Origin of the sequence: Comamonas sp. BIGb0124 (genome assembly GCF_003752175.1) — a bacterium.
Classification (GTDB): Bacteria; Pseudomonadota; Gammaproteobacteria; order Burkholderiales; family Burkholderiaceae_C; genus Comamonas_F.
Window position 1 is genome coordinate 462,521 of sequence record NZ_RJVF01000009.1, and the last position, 21,384, is coordinate 483,904.

Below are 21,384 nucleotides of genomic sequence, written 5' to 3' on the forward strand. Positions count from 1 at the left end.
TCTGCGGCAAGCAAGAAAGATACCGAAGAGCCCTTACCATCGCGCCATGACCGATCCCATTCCCGTCCCCCATGCCGGCGGTGCCGCCGCGGCCGATGTCCTGCTTCTTCACGCCAGCCGCTTCGGGCAGAGCATCGCGATCGCCGAGGCCCTGGCCGGCCGGCTGGCCGAGGCCGGCCTGCGCGGCGAACTGGCCCGCGTGCAGGACCGCCTGAATGCCGACCTCTCCGGCCACCGGGCCGTGATCATCGTGGCCTCGATCCGCTACGGCCATTTCGACCCGGCGGTGCAGGCCCTGGTGGCACGGCAGGCCGCCGTGTTGCGCGAGCGGCTGGGCGTTTTTGTCTCGGTCAATCTCACGGCCCGCAAGCCGGACAAACAAAGCCCCGAGACCAATGCCTACACCCGCAAGTTTCTGGCGGCCAGCCAGCAACTGGGATGGCAGCCCGCGCTGTGCGAAGTGGTGGCCGGTGCCTTGCGTTACCCGCGCTACAACTGGCTCGACAAACGCCTGATCCAGCTCATCATGCGCATGACCGGCGGCGAGACCGACACCCGCCGTGAAGTCGAATACACGGACTGGGAGCAGGTGCGCCGCCTGGCCGATACGGTCGCCGAGCGGCTGCGGTAAGCAGCCAAAGAAAAAGGGCCGGCATCTTTCGATGCCAGCCCTGTGAATGCCGCACGCCCCTGATGGATGGTCTTGCGTGCGTCAGGTTGCCGGGTTGCCGGGCGATCAGGCTGCCATGGGCAGGCTCTGCTGCTGCACGGTCGCCTTGGGCTGGGCCAGGCGGGCAGCGTGCTGCCAGGCGCGGCGCAGAACCACGGGGGAACGCGATTCCTCGGGGATGAGGAGGAAGTTGCGAGCCTGGACCGCGGCGCCGAGCTTGGTCCGGCTGGTCAGCACGGCCATCGGGATGGCCAGCAGCATGGGCAGGCCCACCGGCAGCAGCCACACCAGGGCGCCGGGGTTCACGGCCGCCACGGTCAGGCCCAGGATGGCGACCAGCAGGCTCATCGGAGCGAAGCGCTGAGCAGCCATCTTCCAGGGCACGGTTGTGGCTTCCCGGGGGGGCGACTTCCAGGCCAGCTTCAGGCCGGTGACGGCGGCGATCACGAAGATCGTGTGGCCGACCATGCGGATCGGAGCCAGCAGGATGGCCAGAGCGGCTTCGAGCATCGTGCTCTTGAGCAGCGAGAAGGTGCCGCCGAACTGGGCTTGTTCACCCTTCATGAGCACTGCGGCCACACCCAGAATACGGGGCAGGAACAGCATGCACACGGTCCAGGCCCACAGACCCAGCAGTTCGTTGGGAACGTTGCCCAGGATGCCGCCGGCCAGGGTGGTGACGCCGCTGCCGGCCAGCCACAGGGCCGTGCCCAGGGTCATGAACGCCAGCCACAGGGGGGCGGACACATACGACAGGGTGCCGGTCACGAACATGGCACGGTGCACGGGGTGGATGCCGGGCTCGGCCATCAGGCGCGAGTTCTGCATGTTGCCTTGGCACCAGCGGCGGTCACGCGTCAGTTCGGAAAGCAGATCGGCAGGTTGCTGCTCGTAGCTGCCGACCAGGTCGGAGACCAGCCACACGTGGTAGCCGGCACGGCGCATCAGCGCGGCTTCGACGAAGTCATGGGACATGATGCCGCCGGCCATGCCGCCTTCGCCCTTGATGGGGGCCAGGCCGCAATGCTTCATGAACGGCTCCATGCGGATGATGGCGTTGTGGCCCCAGTAGTGGGACTCGCCGAGCTGCCAGTACTGCATGCCCAGCGTGAACAGGCGACCGGTGACACGGCTGGCGAACTGCTGAGCGCGGGCGTGCAGGGTGACGTGACCGATGGCTTGGGTGCTGGTCTGGATGATGCCGGCCGAAGGATTGGCTTCCATCAGCTTGACCATGCTGCCCAGGCATTCGCCGCTCATCACGCTGTCGGCATCGAACACCACCATGTAGCGGTAGTCCTTGCCCCAGCGGCGGCAGAAGTCGGCCACGTTGCCGGCCTTGCGGTTGGTGCGGCGGGTGCGCAGGCGGTAGTACACCTCGACCTGGGGCTGATTGGGGTTCTCGGCCAGTGCGGCGCGCAGATCTTCCCAGGCCTTGCGTTCGGCACGGGCGGTGTCCTTGTCGTAGCTGTCGGACAGCACGAACACGTCGAAATGCTGCGAGTGACCGGCATTGGCAATGGATTCGCACGTGGCGCGCAGACCGGCGAACACGGTGGCCACATCTTCATTGCAGATGGGCATGATCACGGCCGTGCGGGTATCGGGCGAGGTCGGCATGGCGTGGTCGCGAACCGATTTGGCCGACAGCGCGTGCTTGTCGCCGCGCAGCATGACGTAGAAGCCCATCATGGCGGTCATGAAGCCGCTGACGACCCAGGCCGACAGCAGGGCGAACAGGCCCAACTGGCCGTATTGCAGCCAGGCGCTGCCATACTGGGGTTGCAGATCGGCGAACAGAGCCGTGGCGAAGGCCGTGCTCAGCAGCGTCAGCAGCATGAATACGTTGCGGCGCATGCCGGCGGCATGTTGCCAGGCTTGCTTGGGACGATCGGCGTCGGCGGCAGCGGGCGCACGGCGGGCCTGGCCGGGCAGCATGCTGCGCAGGCCGTTGCCCAGGCTGTTCCAGAAACCGACCCACGGACGCTCGGGCATCGAGCCCCGGTTGATGGGCGGTGCAGTCACCGAATTGGGATGGCGTTCTTCACGGACGCTGCTGCGGGTCACCACAGGCGCATCGGTACGCTGGCCGTCGCGTGCAGCCAGGTGCAGCGCGGGGGCGGGGGTGGAGGTGTCGGGGGTGTGCGTCATTGCGGGCTCACCTTGTTGAATGTTGGAAGGAACGGCTTGCACGAGTGCATCGCCGTGCACCCGCGTCGCCTCAGCAGCCGAGGTTCCGGTGGGGGTCAGGACGGGGGTGGAAAAGGTCTTCATGCCTACCTCTAGGGCAAACCCCGTGCCAGGTTGATAAAGTTGTTCTGTATCAATGGCTTACGTTGATTTTTATTAATATGTAAGCAGTTGATTCAGAAAAACCAAGGGGAAACCCCCTTTTTTGTCGCCGAATCCCGACAAGGTGCCGGGAGGGATCTGTCTAATCGTTTTAAATCAATGACTTAGGATTGTCGTGACTTGGCGACGAGCCTTGGGCTCAATCCGGGTTTTTGCGACAGACCCGGTGAAAACGACGATCTCAGGCGATTTCAAAAAAATGAAGAAATTCGGGCTTCAGTAAACTACTGAAAAAGAATTCTGCTATCGATTTTTATAGCACTCGCGGTATCCGAGGCCGATCGGCCTTGTCGCTGAAACCGCTGGGCCTCGTGCAGGGGTTGTCGCCGTGTCAGGCGATGGACTACGGCGTAGGAAAAAGGCGCCGGCGGTTCGATCGCCGGAACGCCGGCAGATGCTCAGGCCGGCTTGCCGGTTTCGGCCTTGAAGTTGCCCGGCGTGAGCTCGTGTTTCTGCAGAAGCCGGTAGAACTCGGTGCGGTTGCGGTCGGCCAGACGGGCGGCGTCGGCGACGTTGCCGTCGGTGATCTTCAGCAGGTTGACGAGGTAACGGCGCTCGAACTGCTGCTTGGCATCCGCGTAGGTCTGGATTTCGACACCCGGGACTCGCAGGGCACGCTGCACCAGGGCCAGTGGGACCAGCGGCGTGGTCGAGAGGGCACAGACCTGCTCCACCACGTTGAAGAGCTGGCGCACATTGCCCGGCCAGGCGCTCATGGTGAGGGCCTTGAGGGCTTCGGGGGCAAAACCAGAAAGCCGCTTGTGGTACTTGCCCGCCAGGCGGCGCAGGAAGTGATTGGCCAGCAAAGGGATGTCTTCGCGCCGGTCGGCCAGCGTGGGCAGCGTGAGCGTGACCACATTGAGACGGTAGTACAGGTCTTCCCGGAACTGGCCCTCGGCCATGGCCGCGTCGAGGTCGCGGTGGGTGGCCGAGATGATGCGCACGTTGACGGCGATGGACTGGCTGGAGCCCAGCGGGCGCACGGCACGTTCCTGCAGCACGCGCAGCAGCTTGACCTGCAGCGCCAGCGGCATGTCTCCGATTTCGTCGAGCAGCAGGGTGCCGCCGTCGGCGGTCTGGAACAGGCCCTTGTGGTTGCTCACGGCATCGGTGAACGCGCCCTTGACGTGGCCGAAGAGCTCGGACTCGAGCAGGTTTTCCGGGATGGCGCCGCAATTCACGGCGATGAAGGGCTTGTTGGCGCGTGCGCTGGCCAGATGGATGGCCCGGGCCAGCATTTCCTTGCCGGTGCCGCTGTCGCCGCGCAGCAGGACGCTGGCGTCGGACTTGGCCACCATGCGCGCTTCGGCCAGCAGTTCGGCCATGCGGTTGGAGCGGCTGACGATGTCTGCACGCCAGGCTTCCTCGCCCAGGTTGGCCGAGGCCGGCATCGGCGTCATGGCGGGGGCGCTCAGAGCCAGGGCCTGGCCGATCTTGTCGAGCAGTTCCTTGCTGTCGAAGGGCTTGGTGAGGTAGGTGAAGACCCCGCGCGACGTGGCTTCGACCGCGTCCGGGATGGTGCCGTGCGCCGTCAGCAGGATGACGGGCAGCGAGGGGTGGCGTTGCCGGATGTCGTCGAACAGGGCCAGGCCGTCCTTGCCCGGCAGCCGGACGTCGGAGAGCACGAGCTGGGGCCGTTCGATGTCGAGCTGGGCCAGCGCGGCCTCGGCGGAATCGACGGCCGTGACGTGGTAACCCGCGCCGTTGAGCCGCATGGACAGCAGCCTCAGCATGTCGGGGTCGTCGTCGACGACCAGCAGGCGTGTGGCGGATTCGGAAGAGTTGGCGGAAACACTCATGGCAGGCGGCTCGGTGGGCAGGTCGGAAGGGCGGACGCGGCGGGGCTGCGCTGCCGGGCCGGGCTCAGGAGCCCGGGGAGCGAGGGCCGGGGCCGGGTATGGCCCCCGCGCCGCGGTTGTTGTAGAGGCTGCGCTCGATGGCCTTGAGCGCTTCCATGCGCTCCTGGGCGGCGTCGAGCCGGCGCTGGGTGTCGCGCAGCAACTGGCTCTGGCGTTCGTTGAGGTCTTCCACGCGGCGCTGCTCGGTGTAGCGCTGCTGCAGCAGGCGCGCCAGGGGTTGCAGCTCCTGGGTGACGGGCGTGCGCACTTCCTGTACCCGCTGGGTCAGGCCGATCGCACGCACCAGATCCGGCGTATTGCGGGTCTGCGCGAGGGCCAAAGCCAGTTGCAACTGCCGCTGAGGCTGGACTTCCGGATCGACCTGCTCGGCCAAGGGGCTCAGGCGGTTGATCTCGCGGCTGAGCTCGTTGGCCGACAGCACCCGGACCTTGTCTGCATAGCTGAGCACCGACTTCAACGGTTGCGTGGCCAGCTCGCGCCGTGCGATGAAGGCCGGATCGGGTGGCGGCGGGTTGACGGAAGGCTGGTCGGGTTGCTGCGGCGCACTGGCCGGAGGCGGGGCTGCGACCGTGCTGGTCGGCGTGGCGTCGATCACCTTCACCTGGGCGGGGGGCAGCGGCGTGGCGCAGCCGGCCAGCACGGCCGTTGCGGCCAGGCCCGCCGCGAGCAGCAGCCGCGACGCGCCGGCGCCCTGGGGTCGCCGCACCGATCGCCGGTGGAAAACGGGGGTTTCAGGAAGCATGCGGAAATTCGATGATGAAACGGGCACCGCCTTCTCCGGATTCGAGCCGGATCAGGCCGCCGTGCGCAGCGATGTATTCATGGACGATGGACAGGCCGATGCCGCTGCCTCGCACCGCATCGATCGGCTGGTTGCTGCCGCGGTAGAACGGTTCGAAGATGCGCTCGCGATCGGTCTCGGCCACCCCAGGTCCCTGGTCCTGAATGCTCAGGGCCACGATGCCGGGATGGGTTTCGAGTATCACGGAGATGGTAGCGCCTTCGGGTGAAAAGCGGATCGCGTTGGAGAGCAGGTTGGCGACGGCCGTTCCCACCTTGTCCTCGTCGAGGTCGAGGGTCACCGGTTCGCCGTGCAGGTCGACATGTATGCCGTGGCCCTGGATCTGCAGGCGCTGGTTGTCGATCTGGTTTTGCACCAGGGCGAGGAGATCGACGCGTTTGCGTTGCAGTTGCCGGGCTTCGAAAGCCGCGGCGTTGAAGCGCAGCAGGTCTTCGATCTGGCTCTGCAGCACACCGGTGTTCTGGCGCAGGATGCGGGCGATCTCGCGCTGGTTGGGCGTGAGCTCGCCGGCCACGCCGTCTTCGAGCAGCGAGACGCCTTCGCGCATGGCTGCCAGCGGTGTCTTGATCTCGTGCGAGACATGGCGCAGGAACCGTGCCTTGTCGGCATCGAGTTCGGCCAGGCGCAGGCGCAGCCAGTCGAGCCGCTGGCCGACCAACTGCAAGTCGCTGGGGCCCTGGATCTCGATGGGCTGGTCGAGGCGGTTTTCACCCAGGCCGACGATGGCGCGCTCGAGCCGCTTGAGCGGCCGGGTGAGCCAGATGCCGAACACGAGCGCCAGCAGGGCGGCCAGCAGGATGGCGCCGACGATCTGCTGCGTGAGCATGCGCCGGCTGCCTTCCTGGCGGTCGAGCAGTTGCTGGCTGCGCTGCTCCATCACCTGCTGGACTTCCTGGACGATCGAGCCGTTGATGAGCTGCAGCTCGCGGAAGTCGTTGGCCAGGGCCTGGTCGCGGTCGATGGTGGTGTCGGGCGTGCCGTTGAGGCGCGAGGCGATGGTCTCGATCTGGGCGCGCCAGCGCTTGACGGCATCTTCGATCAGGCCTTGCTGGGCGAGCTCGTCGACCGTCTTGCGCGCCACGGCGACGGTGTCGGCGTAGCGCTGGCGCAGTACCTTGTCGTCGAGCAGGATGGACTGGCGTGCGGCACGTTCCATGTCGACGCTGCGCTCGTTGAGCGACTGGGCCGAGGCGGTGAGCTGCACCGACTGGGCCGCGCTGTAGCGGCTCTCGGACATCAGTCCCTCGAGCGTGTAGAGCGCGCTCAGCGACGCGGCGCCCAGCAGGCCGCCGATCAGGATGAACGTGACCAGGAGCAGGGGGCGAAACGAGATACGCTGGATCAGGGACTGCATCGGGCGGGCTGGAATAGGGGGTTCAGACCGCTTGGGCGGCCGTTTCGGCGACGCGGTGAGCCGGCCTGCCGGCGTCGTCGCGAATCAGGACCTCGCCGCGCAGTGTATAGGCGTACGAGTCCACGATTCTGACATCGACCATTTGTCCGACAAGGCGATCCATGCCGGGGCCGGCCGCGAAGTTCACCACCCGGTTGCACTCCGAACGGCCCATGAGTTCGGGGGCTTCGGGGCGCGATTTCTTGGACGGGCCTTCGACCAGGATGCGCTGCACCGTGCCGATGCGGCTCTGCCCGATGCGCTGCACATTGGCCTCGAGTTCGGCCTGCAGTTGCTGCAGCCGCTGCAGCTTGACCGCGTGCGGCGTGTCGTCGGCCAGGTTGGCGGCCGGCGTGCCCGGGCGCGGGCTGAAGATGAACGAGAAACTGGCGTCGTAGCCGACGTCGGTGACCAGCTTCATCATCTTGTCGAAGTCGTCCTGGGTCTCGCCGGGGAAACCGACGATGAAGTCGCTGCTCATGCTCATGTCGGGACGGATGGCGCGCAGCTTGCGGATGATGCTCTTGTACTGAAGGGCGGTGTAGCCGCGTTTCATGGCCATGAGGATGCGGTCGCTGCCGTGCTGAACCGGCAGGTGCAGGTGGCTGACCAGTTTGGGCACGCTGGCGTAGGCATCGACCAGGCGTTGCGTGAATTCGTTGGGGTGGCTGGTGGTGTAGCGGATGCGCTCGATGCCGGGGATCTCGGCCACATACTCGATGAGCAGGGCGAAGTCGGCGATCTCGCCGGTGCCGCCCATGCTGCCGCGGTAGGCATTGACGTTCTGGCCCAGCAGCGTGACTTCGCGCACGCCCTGGTCGGCCAGGCCGGCGACTTCGGCCAGCACGTCGTCGAAGGGCCGCGAGACTTCTTCGCCGCGGGTGTAGGGCACCACGCAGTAGCTGCAGTACTTCGAGCAGCCTTCCATGATGGAGACAAAGGCCGTGGCGCCCTCGACCCGTGCCGGCGGCAGATGGTCGAACTTCTCGATTTCGGGGAACGTGATGTCGACCTGGGGTTTGTTCTGCAGGCTGCGTTTGTTCAGCAGCTCGGGCAGGCGGTGCAGGGTCTGCGGACCGAAGACCACGTCCACGAAGGGCGCCCGGGCGATGATGGCCGCGCCTTCCTGGCTGGCCACGCAGCCGCCCACGCCGATCTTGACGCCCTTGGCCTTGAGATGCTTGATGCGGCCGAGGTCGGAGAAGACTTTTTCCTGGGCCTTCTCGCGCACCGAACAGGTGTTGAACAGGATGAGGTCGGCCTCGTCGACATTCTGGGTGGCCTCGTAGCCTTCGGCGGCGTTGAGCACGTCGACCATCTTGTCCGAGTCGTACTCGTTCATCTGGCAGCCGAAGGTCTTGATGAAAACTTTGGGGGACGTCATGGGGTGTCGCTTTCTGTTGTCGTGCGTGCGGGCCGGTGACAGCGCGGGTGCGATGCCGGCAGCGGCATCTGCCGATCAAAAAGAAGAAGAAGGGCGGATGCGCGATGTCAAGGCCGCTTGTTCCGGGCCTGGTTGGGCCGGCGGGGCGGGTACGGGAGAGGGGAATGCCGTTCAGCGGCGCGTGGCAGTCGGGGGTCTGAACGGCGGATGGGCGGCGCAATCGCACCCGGACAGGCAGGGCTGCCGGCGCGGATGCGCCTGGCCGGAGGAGAGGGGGCGTGGGCTGTGTCTTGTGGTGCAGCGAATCATGGTGTTTATCCAGAGGCTGAATACACCGGATTCTAGGGCGCAGGCCGACCCCCGGGGCTTGAGGCCGAGTGCTTTGCTCGGCCAACCACGCAGCGGCGAAGGGGCTTCAGGCCGCCTCGACCTCGATTTCGGTGTCTTCGATCCACCAGACGGTGTGCGGATCGGAGGCCACGGCCGCCAGCGACTCGGCCAGCGTCAGCCGCATCTCGGGTGTGGCGATCACCCATTGTCCATAGCCCGCAGTCGAAGCCTCTGCGTTTGCCGATCTCCAACCCAGTCTGACGTATTGCATATTGCTCTCCCCGGTATTTTTCACTTGTATATCAGGTGCTTTATTTTTTCTTTAGTTCATCGACGGCATAGACAGATTTCACATTCTCGACGTCCTGTAAAGCACTTCGCGTTATGCAGAGCCCCGGCAGGTGCCCGGTCGCCTCTGCATTGTTGATGCAAATGAAATTGTGTAATTGAATGATCGGTGATTATCAATTTGGATGAATAATCCACAATGGCCGCTTCCAGATCTCAACCGAGGAACCGCGCCATGTCGAACCCCACCCATCCTGTTGCCTTGATCACGGGGGCTTCCCGTGGCATCGGTGCCGCCATTGCGCGCCGCTTGTCCCGCGAGGGTTATGCGGTGGCGGTGAACTACGCGTCCAACGCGGTCGAAGCCCAGGCGCTGGCCGGTGAACTGGCTGCATCGGGCGCGCCGGCCATCGCCGTGCGGGCGGATGTCTCTGACGGTGAACAGGTGAGACAGCTGTTCGATACGGTCGAGCAGCAACTGGGCACGGTGCAGGTGCTGGTCAACAATGCCGGCATTCTGAAGACCGCGCCGCTGGCCGAGATGACCGACCAGGCTTTTGCCCAGAGCTTTGCCATCAACACCCAGGGCGTGTTCAACACGCTGCGCGAAGCCGCCGGCCGATTGGGCGAGGGCGGACGCATCGTCAATCTGTCGACCTCGGCGCTGGCCTTGAACCTGCCGGGTTATGCCGTGTACAACGGCACCAAGGCGGCGGTCGAGGCCTTTACCCGGGTGTTCGCCCGCGAACTGCGTGGCCGCCGCATCACCGTGAATGCCGTGGCCCCCGGCCCGGTGGCCACCGAGCTTTTCCTGGACGGCAAGACGCCCGAACAGATCGCCCATTTCACCAAGATGCCCCCGCTGGAAAGACTGGGGCAGCCCGACGACATCGCCGGCATCGTGGCGTTCCTGGTCGGCGAAAGCGGCAGCTGGATCAACGGGCAGGTGGTACGTGCCAATGGCGGTATCGCCTAAGGCCGTTTCCGGCCCGAGATCCAGCGGGCTCACTTCAGGTCGAAGCGGTCGAGGTTCATGACCTTGGTCCACGCCGCCACGAAGTCGGCATAGAAGCGGTCTTGTGCATCGGCGCTGCCATACACCTCGGCCAGGGCCCGCAGGATCGCGTTGGAGCCGAACACCAGGTCGACGCGGGTGGCCGTCCATTTCAGCTCGCCGCTGGTGCGGTCGCGGCCTTCGAACAGCTGGCGGTCTTCCGAGACGGCTTTCCACACCGTGTTCATGTCGAGCAGGTTGCTGAAGAACGCGTTGTTCAACTGGCCCGGCTGCTGCGTGAAGGCGCCGTGGCTCGTGCCGCCCGTCTGGATGCCGAGGGTGCGCAGGCCGCCCACGAGCACCGTGAGTTCGGGTGCGGTCAGGGTCAGCAACTGGGCCTTGTCGATCAGCAGCGCCTCGGCGGGCACGCTGTAGCGGCCCTTGAGGTAGTTGCGGAAACCGTCGGCGATGGGTTCGAGCACGGCAAACGACTCGGCATCGGTCTGCTCGGGGGTGGCGTCGGTGCGGCCCGGTGCAAACGGCACGGTCAGTGTGCGGCCGGCCTCGTGGGCGGCCTGTTCGACACCGGCATTGCCCGCCAGCACGATCAGATCGGCCAGCGAGATTTTCTTGCCGCCGGTCTGCGTGCCGTTGAAACGCGCCTGGATGCCTTCCAAGACCTGCAGCACCTTGGCCAACTGGTCGGGCTGGTTCACGGCCCAGTCCTTTTGCGGCGCCAGGCGGATGCGCGCGCCATTGGCTCCGCCCCGCTTGTCCGAGCCGCGGAACGTCGAGGCCGAGGCCCAGGCCGTGCCGACGAGTTCGGACACCGTCAGGCCGCTGGCCAGGATCTCGCGCTTGAGCGTGACGGTGTCGGTGTCGTCGACGAGTGCATGGTCGACGGCGGGCAGGGGGTCTTGCCAGATCAGTTCTTCGGCCGGCACGTCCGGGCCCAGGTACAGCGCACGCGGACCCATGTCGCGGTGCGTCAGCTTGAACCATGCGCGCGCAAAGGCGTCGGCAAAGGCGTCCGGGTTCTCGTGGAAGCGGCGCGAGATCTTTTCGTAGGCCGGATCCAGTCGCAGCGACAGATCCGTGGTCAGCATGCTGGGACGGTGGCGGCGCGTGGCGTCGTGCGCATCGGGAATGCTGGCTTCGGCATCCTTGGCCACCCACTGGTGCGCACCGGCGGGGCTCTTGGTCAGCTCCCACTCGAACTTGAAGAGGTTGTCGAAGAAGTGGTGGCTCCACTGGGCGGGGGTCTGGGTCCAGGTGACTTCGAGGCCGCTGGTGATGGCGTCGCCGCCTTTGCCGCTGCCGAAGCTGTTCGACCAGCCCAGGCCCTGGTTCTCGAGATCCGCGGCCTCGGGCTCTGCGCCCACATGGTCGGCAGGCGCCGCGCCGTGGGTCTTGCCGAAGGTGTGGCCGCCGGCGATCAGGGCCACGGTTTCCTCGTCGTTCATGGCCATGCGCGCAAAGGTCTCGCGGATGTCGTGCGCGGCGGCGATGGGGTCGGGGTTGCCTTCGGGGCCTTCGGGGTTGACGTAGATCAGGCCCATCTGCACGGCAGCCAGCGGGTTCTCGAGGTGGCGGCCCTGGTCGTCGGTGCGGTCCTGCTCGGCACCGTGCAGCGCCGCGTCGGCCACGATCGTGCCGTCGCCGGGCGCACTCTTGCCGTAGCGGGTGTCGCCGCCCAGCCAGGTCTTTTCGGTGCCCCAGTAGACGTCCTGATCGGCTTCCCACGTGTCTTCACGGCCGCCGGCAAAACCGAAGGTCTTGAAGCCCATGGTCTCGAGTGCGATGTTGCCGGTGAGGATGAGCAGGTCGGCCCACGAGATCTTCTGGCCGTACTTTTGTTTGATCGGCCACAGCAGGCGGCGGGCCTTGTCCAGGCTCACGTTGTCGGGCCAGCTGTTGAGCGGGGCAAAACGCTGCTGGCCGCGGCCGGCACCGCCGCGGCCGTCGCCCGTGCGGTAGGTGCCTGCGCTGTGCCAGGCCATGCGGATGAACAGCGGACCGTAATGGCCGAAGTCGGCCGGCCACCAGTCCTGCGAATCCGTCATGAGCAGGCGCAGATCCTGTTTGACGGCTTCGAGATCGAGGCTCTTGAAGGCCTCTGCATAGTCGAAGGCCACGCCCAGGGGATTGGACTTGCCGCCGTGCTGGTTCAGCAGATCGACCCGCAGCTGATTGGGCCACCAGTCGCGATTGGTGGTGCCGCCGCCGGCGCTGTGCCGCGGCGCCGTTCCGGCTTCCGGCTCGGCGCTGGCAGATCGTTTGCCGGAGAAGGGGCACTGGCCGGCGGGCGCCGTGGAGGGGGGCGTAGCGGAGGTATTCATGGGGCGGCTCCTGTATTGATTTGATGAACGCCAGTCATGTTAGCCCTCATAATGTAATAGCCGCAAGCAAATGAACCTAATTTTCCAATTTGAAAAAACTATTAAAGATGGCGGTGGGCTGGATCAGAGCAGCTTGCCTGGGTTCATGATCTGGTTCGGGTCGAGAATCTGCTTGATCCGCAGCATCAGCTCGAGCTCGAACGCGGGTTTGTAGAGCGGCAATTCGTCGCGCCGCAACTGGCCGATGCCGTGCTCGGCGCTGATCGAGCCGCCATGGGCGCGCACCAGATGGTGCACGAGCCCGTTGAAACGCAGCGTGGCGTGGTGGATCCGTTCGGGCGGGGTGTCCAGCGGCAGCAGCACGTTGAAGTGCAGATTGCCGTCGCCCAGGTGGCCGAAGTTCACGATGTGCACGGCCGGATCCGCCGCCCGCAGTGCAGCTTCGGCTTCCCGTACAAACACGGGCAGGGCCGAGATGGGCAGCGCGATGTCGTGCTTGATCGCTCGGCCTGCGCGGACCTGGGCGTGCGAGATGCCTTCGCGGATTTTCCAGACATTGGCGCTTTGCGCGTCGCTGGTGCAGACCGCGGCGCCGTCGATCCGGCCATCGGCCAGTGCGCTGCCCAGCGTGGATTCGAGCAAGGCGCCGAGGCCGAAATCGTGGGTGTCGGCGAGCTCGACAAGGGCATGGTATGCGTGCCGGCTTTCGAGCGGCGCGCGCAAGCCGGGCGTGTGGGCGAGCACCAGAGCGAGCGACTCGTGCGACATCATCTCGAAGGCGGCCAGGCGTTCGCCGCAGGCCGTCCGCAGCCTGGCCAGCAGAGCCACCAGATGGTCGAGCCCATCGGCGCCGACCCAGGCCGTGGCGCGTGCCGTGGGCCGTTCGTAGAGCTTGACCACGGCACCCGTGATGACGCCCAGCGTGCCTTCCGAGCCCACGAACAGGTGGCGCAGGTCGTAGCCGGTGTTGTCCTTGCGCAGGGCGCGCAGGCCGTTCCAGATGCGGCCGTCGGGCAGCACCGCCTCGACGCCGAGCACCAGGTCGCGTGCCGTGCCGTACCGCAGCACGGCGATGCCGCCTGCGTTGGTGGCCAGGTTGCCGCCCAGTGTGCAACTGCCCTCCGAACCCATCGACAGCGGAAAAAACCGGTCGTGTGCCAGCGCCGCCTCGTGCAATTGCGCCAGCGTGACGCCGGCGTCGGCCGTCAGGGTGTTGTTGATCGGATCGACCTGGCGCACGCGGTTCAGGCGTGTGGTGCTGAGGATGAGCTGCGCGCCGCTGGCGTCGGGCGTGGCGCCGCCGCTCATGCCGGTGTTGCCGCCCTGGGTGACCACGGGTGTGTGCGTGTCGTGGCAGATCTTCATGACCGCCGCGACCTCCTGGGTGTCGGCCGGGCGCACCACGGCGGCGGCGTGGCCGTGCCACTTGCCCAGCCAGTCGGTGGTGAGGGCGGCGAGCACCTGGGGATCGGTGACCAGTCCGGCATCGCCCACGGCGGCACGCAGGCGCTGGATCAGTTCGGGCGCGGCGAACGCGGCGGGTGGGAGTGAGGGGCCTGACATGGCGACGAGTCTAGGCCGCGGGTTGCGGCATGGCACTTGCTAACTTGTTCGTCATGATTAACCTTTTGTTATGGATCGGGAGGCGCCCATGGCGCTGAACCTGCGGCAGATCGAGGTCTTCCGTGCGGTCATGATCACCGGCTCGATCCGCGGCGCCTCGGAGTTGCTGTTCGTCTCCCAGCCGGCCGTGAGCCGCCTGCTCGCGCACACCGAGCTGCGGGTCGGCTTTGCGCTGTTCCAGCGCGTCAAGGGCCGGCTGTACGCCACGCCCGAGGCCAAGAAGCTGTTCCGCGAGGTCGAGTCGGTCTATGCCGGCGTGCAGCGCGTCAACCAACTGGCGCGCGATCTGGGCGAACACCGGGAAGGCATCCTCAATGTGGTGTCGAGCCCCAGCGTCGGGCAGATGCTGATTCCGCAGGCGATCGCGGACTTCCGCCATCACAACCCGCAGGTCAAGGTGACCTTCCAGTTCATGGGCTTCAAGCCGCTGGTCGACTGCATCCTGGACGGCCATGCAGACGTGGGCGTCACCATCCTGCCCGTGGAGCACCCCAATGTGGTGACGCAGCGGCTGGGCAGCGGGCGGCTGGTCTGCGTCTGTCCATACAACCATCCGTTGCTGCGCCGCTCGATGCTGTCGGTCGCCGATCTGGAGGCTTTTCCACTGATCTCGTACGAACGCGAGACACCCTTCGGGCAACTGGTGGAGGGCCTGTTCCAGGGCGCAGGCATGGAGCCGCGCCCGGCCATCGAGGTGGGCTCGCCGCAGAACGCCTGCGCGCTGGTGCAGGCCGGTGCGGGCATTGCGCTGGTCGACGAATTCTCGGTGCGCAGCTGGCCGACGGGCACCCTGGTGGTGCGTCCGGTGCAGGACGCACCGGTGCTGCACGCCCATTTGGTGCATTCGCGTTTCGAGCCGCTGTCGCAACTGGCCCAGGCCTTTGTCGACCAGTTGCGCAGCCTGATGAACGGCGACCCGGCCGCTGCGGCGGAATCCGGCGCTCCATAACATGGTGTTAAGGGTTGCGCATGAAAAGGCACACGACAGCCGAGGCCGGCTTGTCCAAGATAGCGGTCATCAGCAGGCCCCGGCATGCCGCACTCCGAGAAGGGTGCAACGCCGAGGGCCTTTCCTCTTCCGCAGAGATTCCGAGACGAAAGCCACCGCTTCCATGACATCGCTCAGCCTTCCCGATCACCTTGCCCATGCCCAGGGCGTGTTCACCATCTGCCCCACGCCTTTTGCCGCCGACGGTGTCGTCGACGAGGCCAGCATCGCCACGCTCGTCGAGTTCCAGATCGAGGCCGGTGTGGCCGGCCTGGCCATCCTGGGTTTCCTGGGAGAGCTGCACAAGCTCTCGGGCCTCGAACGCCAGCAGGTCATCCGTGCGTTCGTCGCGCAGGCCGCCGGTCGCGTGCCGGTCTGGGTCGGCGTGCGTGCACTGGGCATCGCCGGTGCCATCGAGCAGGCCCGCGAGGCCGAGTCGATGGGCGCGGCCGCCGTGTTCGTCGCACCGCTGGACAAGGCCGGCGATGCGCAGCAGTTCGAGTACTACCGCCTGGTGGCTCAGGCCGTGTCGATCCCGGTCGTCATCCATGATTTCCCCGACTCGTTCGGCACCGAGATCAGTGCCGAACTGGTGGCCCGCCTGGGCCGCGAGGGCGGTGTGCACATGATCAAGATGGAAGAGCCGCCGGTCGGCCCCAAGATCTCGCGCATCCTGTCGCTGGCCGAAGGCCGCATGAAGGTGTTCGGCGGCCTGGGCGGCGTGTATTTCCTGGAAGAGCTGGAGCGCGGCGCAGCGGGCACCATGACCGGCTTCGCATTCCCCGAAATCCTGGTGCGCATCTACCGCCACTACGCCGCCGGCGACGTCGCTGCGGCAGCCGCCACGTTCGACCGCTACTGCCCCCTCATCCGCTACGAGTTCCAGCCCAAGCTGGGCCTGGCGCTGCGCAAGTACACCTACGTCAAGCGCGGCGTGATCGCCAACGACTTCGTGCGTGCACCCGGCATGCGCATGGACCCCATCACCGCGCGTGAACTGGAAGCCACCGTGGCGCGTGTCGGTCTGTCGCTGGCGCAGCGCGGCGTGTTCAACGTCGATTGAAGGAAAGGTCGCCGATATGGATCTCGGAATCAAAGGACGCCATGCGCTGGTGTGCGCATCGAGCAAGGGCCTGGGCCGGGCCTGCGCGCTGTCGCTGGCCCGCGAAGGCGCCGAACTGACGCTGGTGGCACGCGGCGCGCAGGCACTTGAGGAAACCGCTGCCGCCATCCGTGCGGAAACCGGCGTGACCGTGACCGCCGTCGTGGCCGATGTCACCACGGCCGAAGGGCGCGCAGCGGTGCTCGCAGCCTGCCCCCAGCCCGACATTCTGGTCACCAACGCCGGCGGCCCCAAGCCCGGCGATTTTCGTGACTGGGATCGCGATGTGTGGATGGCCGCGCTCAACGACAACATGTTCACGCCGATCGAACTGATCCGCTCGACCGTGGACGGGATGATCGCCCGTCGCTTCGGCCGCATCGTCAACATCACCTCGGGTGCGGTCAAGGCGCCGATCGACATTCTCGGACTCTCGAACGGCGCACGCAGCGGGCTGACCGGATTCGTGGCCGGCCTGGCGCGCAAGACGGTGGCGCACAACGTGACCATCAACAACCTGCTGCCCGGGCCTTTCGAGACCGACCGGCTGCGCGAGACCGCCCGCCAGTGGGCACTCAAGAACCAGCAGACCGAAGAGGCCGCGCTGGCCCAGCGCCGTGCGGCCAACCCGGCGCAGCGCTTCGGCACGCCGGCCGAGTTCGGCGACGCCTGCGCCTACCTGTGCAGCGCGCAGGCCGGTTTCATCACGGGGCAGAACCTGCTGATGGACGGCGGCGCGTATCCCGGAACCTTCTGACCCAGGACTTCATTCGATGTTCGACCTCACCATCCGCAACGGCCGTGTCTCCACGCACGAATCGACCTTCATGGCCGACATCGGCGTGATCGATGGCCGCATCGCCGCCATCGGCCCCGGGCTCGCTCCGGGCCGCGAAGACGTCGATGCCAAGGGCCTGTGGGTGCTGCCGGGCGGCATCGACAGCCACTGCCACGTCGAGCAGCTTTCGGGCATGGGCGTGATGTGCGCCGACGATTTCTACTCGGCCACCGTGTCGGCGGCGTTCGGCGGCACCACCACCATCGTGCCGTTCGCGGCCCAGCACCGCGGCATGCGGCTGCCCGATGTGATCGGCGACTATGCGCAGCGAGCACGCGAAAAGGCCGTGATCGACTACGGCTTCCACCTGATCCTGGCCAATCCGGACGACACCACGCTGGCCGAGGAACTGCCCAAGGCCATCCGCGACGGCATCACCTCGCTCAAGGTCTTCATGACCTACGACGCGCTGCGCCTCGACGACTACCAGATGCTCGACGTGATGACCGTGGCGCAGCGCGAGGGCGCGCTGGTGATGGTGCATGCCGAGAACCACGACATCATCCGCTGGATCGCGCACCGCTTGCTCGACCGGGGTCACGTGGCGCCCAAGTTTCACGGCGTGGCGCACGATGCGCTGGCCGAAAGCGAGGCCACCTACCGTGCCATCGCACTGGCCCGCCTGATCGATGTGCCGATCCTGCTGGTCCATGTCTCCAGCGCCGAAAGCGTGCAAATGATCCGCGACGCCCGCACATTGGGTGCCCAGGTGAATGCCGAGAGCTGCCCGCAGTACCTGTTTCTGAAGGCGGAAGACGCCGACCTGCCGGGGCTCGAGGGCGCCAAGTTCTGCTGCAGCCCGCCGCCGCGCGACGAAGCTTCGCAAGAAGCCGTGTGGCAGGGGCTGATCGACGGCACGCTGGCGGTGTATTCGTCCGACCACGCGCCCTACCGGTTCGACACCGGCGGCAAGCTGCCCCATGGCGATGCCACCACCTTCAAGCAGATGGCCAACGGACTGCCCGGCATCGAGCTGCGGCTGCCGCTGCTGTTTTCGGAAGGCGTGATGGCCGGCCGCATCGGCATCGAGCAGTTCGTGGCCCTCACGGCCACCAACCATGCGCGGATGTACGGCATGGCGCCGCGCAAGGGCTTCATCGCGGTGGGTGCGGATGCCGACCTGGCCTTGTGGGACCCCGAACGCCGGGTGCAGATCAGCCACACCCTGCTGCACGACAACGTGGGCTACACGCCCTACGAAGGGCGCTGGATTCAGGGCTGGCCGGTGCACGTCTTCAGCCGGGGCCGCCACATCGTCGACCACGACGAACTCCACGCCGAGCGCGGTTCGGGCCGGTTCATCGCCCGGGGCGTGCCGGGGCCGCTCGATACATCGGACACCGCACGCCGGCCGCGCGGGCGCCAAAACTTTCTCCGCTTGGTCGAAGACCAAGATTCCCTAGACCCGAGGTAACGCAACCATGACTCTCGAAATCCATCAAATGTCCGTCCGCGAGATCGGACAGCGGCTGCGGGACCGCGTTCTCACCGCCACCGAAGTGGTCGAGCACTACCTGGCCCGCATCGAGCGCCTGCAGCCGGTGCTCAACGCCTTTACCTACGTCGATGTCGAGGGCGCACGTGCTGCGGCCCGCGCCAGCGACGAACGCCTGGTCGCCGGCCGTCCGCTCAGCTGGCTCGAAGGCATCCCGGTCTCGATCAAGGACAACATCTACGTCAAGGGCATGCCGTTCGTCTTCGGCTCGCCGCTGTTCAAGGACCGCATCGCCGAACAGGACGAATTGCCCATCGCCCTGCTGCGCGAAGCCGGCGCGATCATCATGGGCAAGACCAACCTGCCCGAGTTCGCCAGCCGCGGCTCGACCTACAACCCGGTCTACGGCGCCACCGGCAATCCGTGGGATCCGGAACTGACGACGGGCGGTTCGAGCGGCGGCTCGGTCGCTTCGGTGGCAGCCGGCATGGTGCCGCTGTCGATGGGCACCGATGGCGGCGGCTCGATCCGCCGGCCGGCCGGCTATACCGGCCTGGTGGGCTTCAAGCCGACGCTGTCGCGTATTCCGCGTGCCGACGGTTTCACCTCGGTGCTGTACGACTGCGAAGTGGTGGGACCGATCGGCCGCAGCGCCGACGATGTGCGCCTGATGATGCAGGCCCTGGCGCGTCCGCACCGCCGCGACCAGCGTTCGCGCGGCTTCGTGCCCATGCGCGGGCTGGCTGCCGATCCGGGCCGGCTGCGCATTCTGTATGTGCCGCAATACGGCAACAACCCCGTCGACCCCGAGATCGCGGCCAACTGCCGCGCCGCAGCCGAACAGCTGCGCGCGCTGGGCCACGAGGTCACCGAAGGCCCGCTGCCTTTCGACATCCAGCCCGTGAGCGACAACTGGGCCAAGATCGGCAACGTCTGCATGTCGCTCATGGCCCAGCAGTACCCGCGCTTCAAGGACGACGTCACGCCCGAATACCGCGATCGCGCCATCACCGGCGACGGCATCACCGGCGGCGACTACCAGGGCGTGATCGAACTGCTGCTGGCGCTGCGCTCGGATGTGGGCGATGCCTTTGCACAGTACGACATCATCATGACGCCCACGTCGGCCGCCAATCCGTGGCCCAAGAACGAGCCGTTCCCACCGGTGATCGACGGCCAGAAGGTCGGCCCGCGTGGCCATGCGGTCTTCACCAACTGGGTCAATGCCTGCAGCCATCCCGGCCTGGCGTTGCCGGCAGCGCCCACCGCCTCGGGCGTGCCGGTCGGCTTCCAGCTGGTCGGCGACTTCGGTGCCGACGACCTGTTGCTCGATCTCGCCACGCAGTACGAAGCCCAGGCCGCCTGGATGCGCCTGTGGCCCGCCTGCGCCGAGTGAAGACCCCCGGGAGAATCGTGTGAGAGTGCTGCTCATCAACCCCAATACCCGGCGCGAGACCACCGCGATGATGGCCGAACTGGCCCGCCGGTACGGACCGGCGCATTGGGAGTGGCTGACGCTGACGGCCGAGCAGGGCGAGTCCCTGATCGCCGATCCGCAGGCCCTGGCCACGGCGGCCGAGGCGGTGGCGGGCATGCACGCGCAGATCACCGCGCTGAACGTCGATGCCGTGATCGTCGCGGCCTTCGGCGACCCGGGCCTCGAGGCGCTGCGCACCACGCTCGCCGTGCCGGTGGTCGGCATCGGCGAAGCCGCGATGCGTGCTGCCGATGCGCTGGCCCAGCCCTTTGCACTCATCACGATCACCCCGCAACTGCGCGAATCCACGCTGGCCCAGTTGCGCCGCTATGGCTGCGAAAGCCACCTGCGTGCCTTGCTGGTGGCCGAGGGCGACGCCCGCACCACGGCGCAGAACCCGCAGCACCTCGTCGAGCGCGTGCAGGCCTGCATGCGGCAAGCCATCGACGAGCAGGGCGCACAGGTGCTGGTCATCGGCGGCGGACCGGTTGCCGCTGCCGCGCAGCAACTCGGCCGCAGCGCGGGTGTCCGCACCATCCTGCCGCTGCAGGCCGCCGTCGAACGCGTCGAGGCACTGCTCGCCGGCAGCGCCCACCCCTGAATCGTCCCGATCCCGCCTTGTCACCCGTCTACAACTCCTAGGAAATTCCATGTCTCTCAAACTTGCCTTGTCCACCCTGGCACTGGCCGTGATGGCCTCGGTGTCTCCCGTTCATGCCCAGTCCGCAAAGCCCTTGCTCTCGCCCTCGGACACCTCGTTGCCGCCGTTCTCGATGTCCGACCTGGGTGGCGGCCTCAAGGGCCTGACCATCGATCTGGCTGCGGCCCTGTCGCGTGAGATGGGCCAGACCATCGCCATCGACCCCGCCCAGTGGAGCGCCGCGCTGCCCGGCCTGAGCTCGGGCAAGTACGACCTGCTGATGCCCCCCGTCAACGTGACGCCCGAACGCGCCAGCATGCTGCTGTTCAGCGAGCCCTATCTTGAAAACGATTTCCTGTTCCTGACCCGCAAGAACGCGCCCGACGTCACCGACCCGAGCGAGTTCAAGGACAAGACCATCGCCACCAACAAGGGCTCGTCGTTCGAGGCCTGGGCCAAGAACAACGCCGAGAAGTACGGCTTCAAGGTCGACGTCTACGGCTCCGGTGCCGATGCCATCCAGGCCGTGCAATCGGGCCGCGCCTTCGCCACGCTCTCGAGCATCCAGACCGGCTCGTGGCTGGCACAGAACAACCCAGCCCTGAAGGCCAGCTACCGCGTGCGCACCGGCAACGTCGCCGCCATCGCTTTCCGCAAGGACAGCCCCGAGCTGCAGCTCAAGGTCTCCAACGCGCTCAAGTGCCTGAAGCAGAGCGGCGAACTCGCCCAGCTCTACGAAAAGTGGACCGGCATCAAGCCCACCGCCGATTCGCCCACCGTCGCGATCTACCCCGGCATCGGCGTCAAGGGCTTCGAGGGCTACCAGCCCGATGCCCCCAAGCCCGTCTGCAAGTAACGAGCGCCCCGAAC

At 66.6% G+C, this 21,384-nt stretch carries 16 protein-coding genes; 9 read left to right on the top strand and 7 right to left on the bottom strand.

Annotated elements, in window-relative coordinates:
• Positions 1-46 precede the first annotated feature (46 nt).
• Positions 47-631, top strand: coding sequence for a menaquinone-dependent protoporphyrinogen IX dehydrogenase (gene hemG / locus EC845_RS08295; protein WP_123297038.1), 585 nt, complete (start codon positions 47-49; stop codon positions 629-631).
• Positions 632-736: 105 nt separating this feature from the next.
• Here the strand turns inward: hemG and mdoH are convergent, their stop codons facing one another.
• From mdoH to miaB, 5 genes are all read right to left on the bottom strand, one after another.
• The gene (gene mdoH, locus EC845_RS08300) at positions 737-2,821 is read right to left on the bottom strand and encodes a glucans biosynthesis glucosyltransferase MdoH (RefSeq protein ID WP_123297999.1); all 2,085 of its coding nucleotides are present in this window, start codon (positions 2,819-2,821) and stop codon (positions 737-739) included.
• A 599-nt stretch (positions 2,822-3,420) separates the two neighbouring features.
• A complete protein-coding gene (locus EC845_RS08305) occupies positions 3,421-4,821 on the bottom strand; it encodes a sigma 54-interacting transcriptional regulator (protein WP_123297040.1) in 1,401 nt (466 codons plus the stop codon).
• A 64-nt stretch (positions 4,822-4,885) separates the two neighbouring features.
• A complete protein-coding gene (locus tag EC845_RS08310) occupies positions 4,886-5,623 on the bottom strand; it encodes a hypothetical protein (protein WP_148077271.1) in 738 nt (245 codons plus the stop codon).
• Positions 5,613-7,037: a sensor histidine kinase KdpD gene (locus EC845_RS08315; RefSeq protein WP_123297044.1), complete on the bottom strand. Its 1,425-nt coding sequence runs from the start codon at positions 7,035-7,037 to the stop codon at positions 5,613-5,615. Before EC845_RS08315 ends, EC845_RS08310 begins: the two co-directional genes overlap by 11 nt.
• A gap of 22 nt (positions 7,038-7,059) precedes the next feature.
• Positions 7,060-8,460: a tRNA (N6-isopentenyl adenosine(37)-C2)-methylthiotransferase MiaB gene (miaB, locus tag EC845_RS08320; protein ID WP_123297046.1), complete on the bottom strand. Its 1,401-nt coding sequence runs from the start codon at positions 8,458-8,460 to the stop codon at positions 7,060-7,062.
• 853 nt (positions 8,461-9,313) lie between these two features.
• Between miaB and EC845_RS08325 the strand changes: the two genes are divergently transcribed.
• Positions 9,314-10,054 (top strand): SDR family oxidoreductase, encoded by a 741-nt coding sequence (locus EC845_RS08325; protein ID WP_123297047.1) that lies wholly within the window; start codon positions 9,314-9,316, stop codon positions 10,052-10,054.
• A gap of 29 nt (positions 10,055-10,083) precedes the next feature.
• On the opposite strand, the gene katG is transcribed toward EC845_RS08325, so the two are convergent.
• On the bottom strand, positions 10,084-12,411 hold the full coding sequence (gene katG, locus EC845_RS08330; RefSeq protein ID WP_123297049.1) for a catalase/peroxidase HPI: 2,328 nt from the start codon (positions 12,409-12,411) through the stop codon (positions 10,084-10,086).
• Positions 12,412-12,534: 123 nt separating this feature from the next.
• Entirely contained in the window at positions 12,535-13,974 is a 1,440-nt protein-coding gene (locus EC845_RS08335; protein ID WP_123297051.1) for an FAD-binding oxidoreductase, read from the bottom strand.
• 88 nt (positions 13,975-14,062) lie between these two features.
• On the opposite strand from EC845_RS08335, the gene EC845_RS08340 reads away from it, so the two are divergent.
• From EC845_RS08340 to EC845_RS08365, 7 genes are all read left to right on the top strand, one after another.
• On the top strand, positions 14,063-14,983 hold the full coding sequence (locus EC845_RS08340; protein WP_123298001.1) for a LysR family transcriptional regulator: 921 nt from the start codon (positions 14,063-14,065) through the stop codon (positions 14,981-14,983).
• Positions 14,984-15,146: 163 nt separating this feature from the next.
• On the top strand, positions 15,147-16,085 hold the full coding sequence (locus EC845_RS08345; RefSeq protein WP_123297053.1) for a dihydrodipicolinate synthase family protein: 939 nt from the start codon (positions 15,147-15,149) through the stop codon (positions 16,083-16,085).
• A gap of 16 nt (positions 16,086-16,101) precedes the next feature.
• Complete coding sequence (locus EC845_RS08350; protein ID WP_123297055.1) at positions 16,102-16,881, top strand: SDR family oxidoreductase; 780 nt, start codon at positions 16,102-16,104, stop codon at positions 16,879-16,881.
• Between the two features lie 16 nt (positions 16,882-16,897).
• Positions 16,898-18,376 carry a dihydropyrimidinase gene (hydA, locus tag EC845_RS08355; protein ID WP_123297057.1) on the top strand — a complete coding sequence of 493 codons (1,479 nt, stop codon included), beginning with the start codon at positions 16,898-16,900 and terminating at the stop codon, positions 18,374-18,376.
• A 7-nt stretch (positions 18,377-18,383) separates the two neighbouring features.
• Positions 18,384-19,793 carry an amidase gene (locus tag EC845_RS08360; RefSeq protein ID WP_123297059.1) on the top strand — a complete coding sequence of 470 codons (1,410 nt, stop codon included), beginning with the start codon at positions 18,384-18,386 and terminating at the stop codon, positions 19,791-19,793.
• A 19-nt stretch (positions 19,794-19,812) separates the two neighbouring features.
• Positions 19,813-20,475, top strand: coding sequence for an aspartate/glutamate racemase family protein (locus tag EC845_RS22345; protein ID WP_158615652.1), 663 nt, complete (start codon positions 19,813-19,815; stop codon positions 20,473-20,475).
• 49 nt (positions 20,476-20,524) lie between these two features.
• Positions 20,525-21,370, top strand: coding sequence for a transporter substrate-binding domain-containing protein (locus tag EC845_RS08365; protein ID WP_158615653.1), 846 nt, complete (start codon positions 20,525-20,527; stop codon positions 21,368-21,370).
• Positions 21,371-21,384 lie beyond the last annotated feature (14 nt).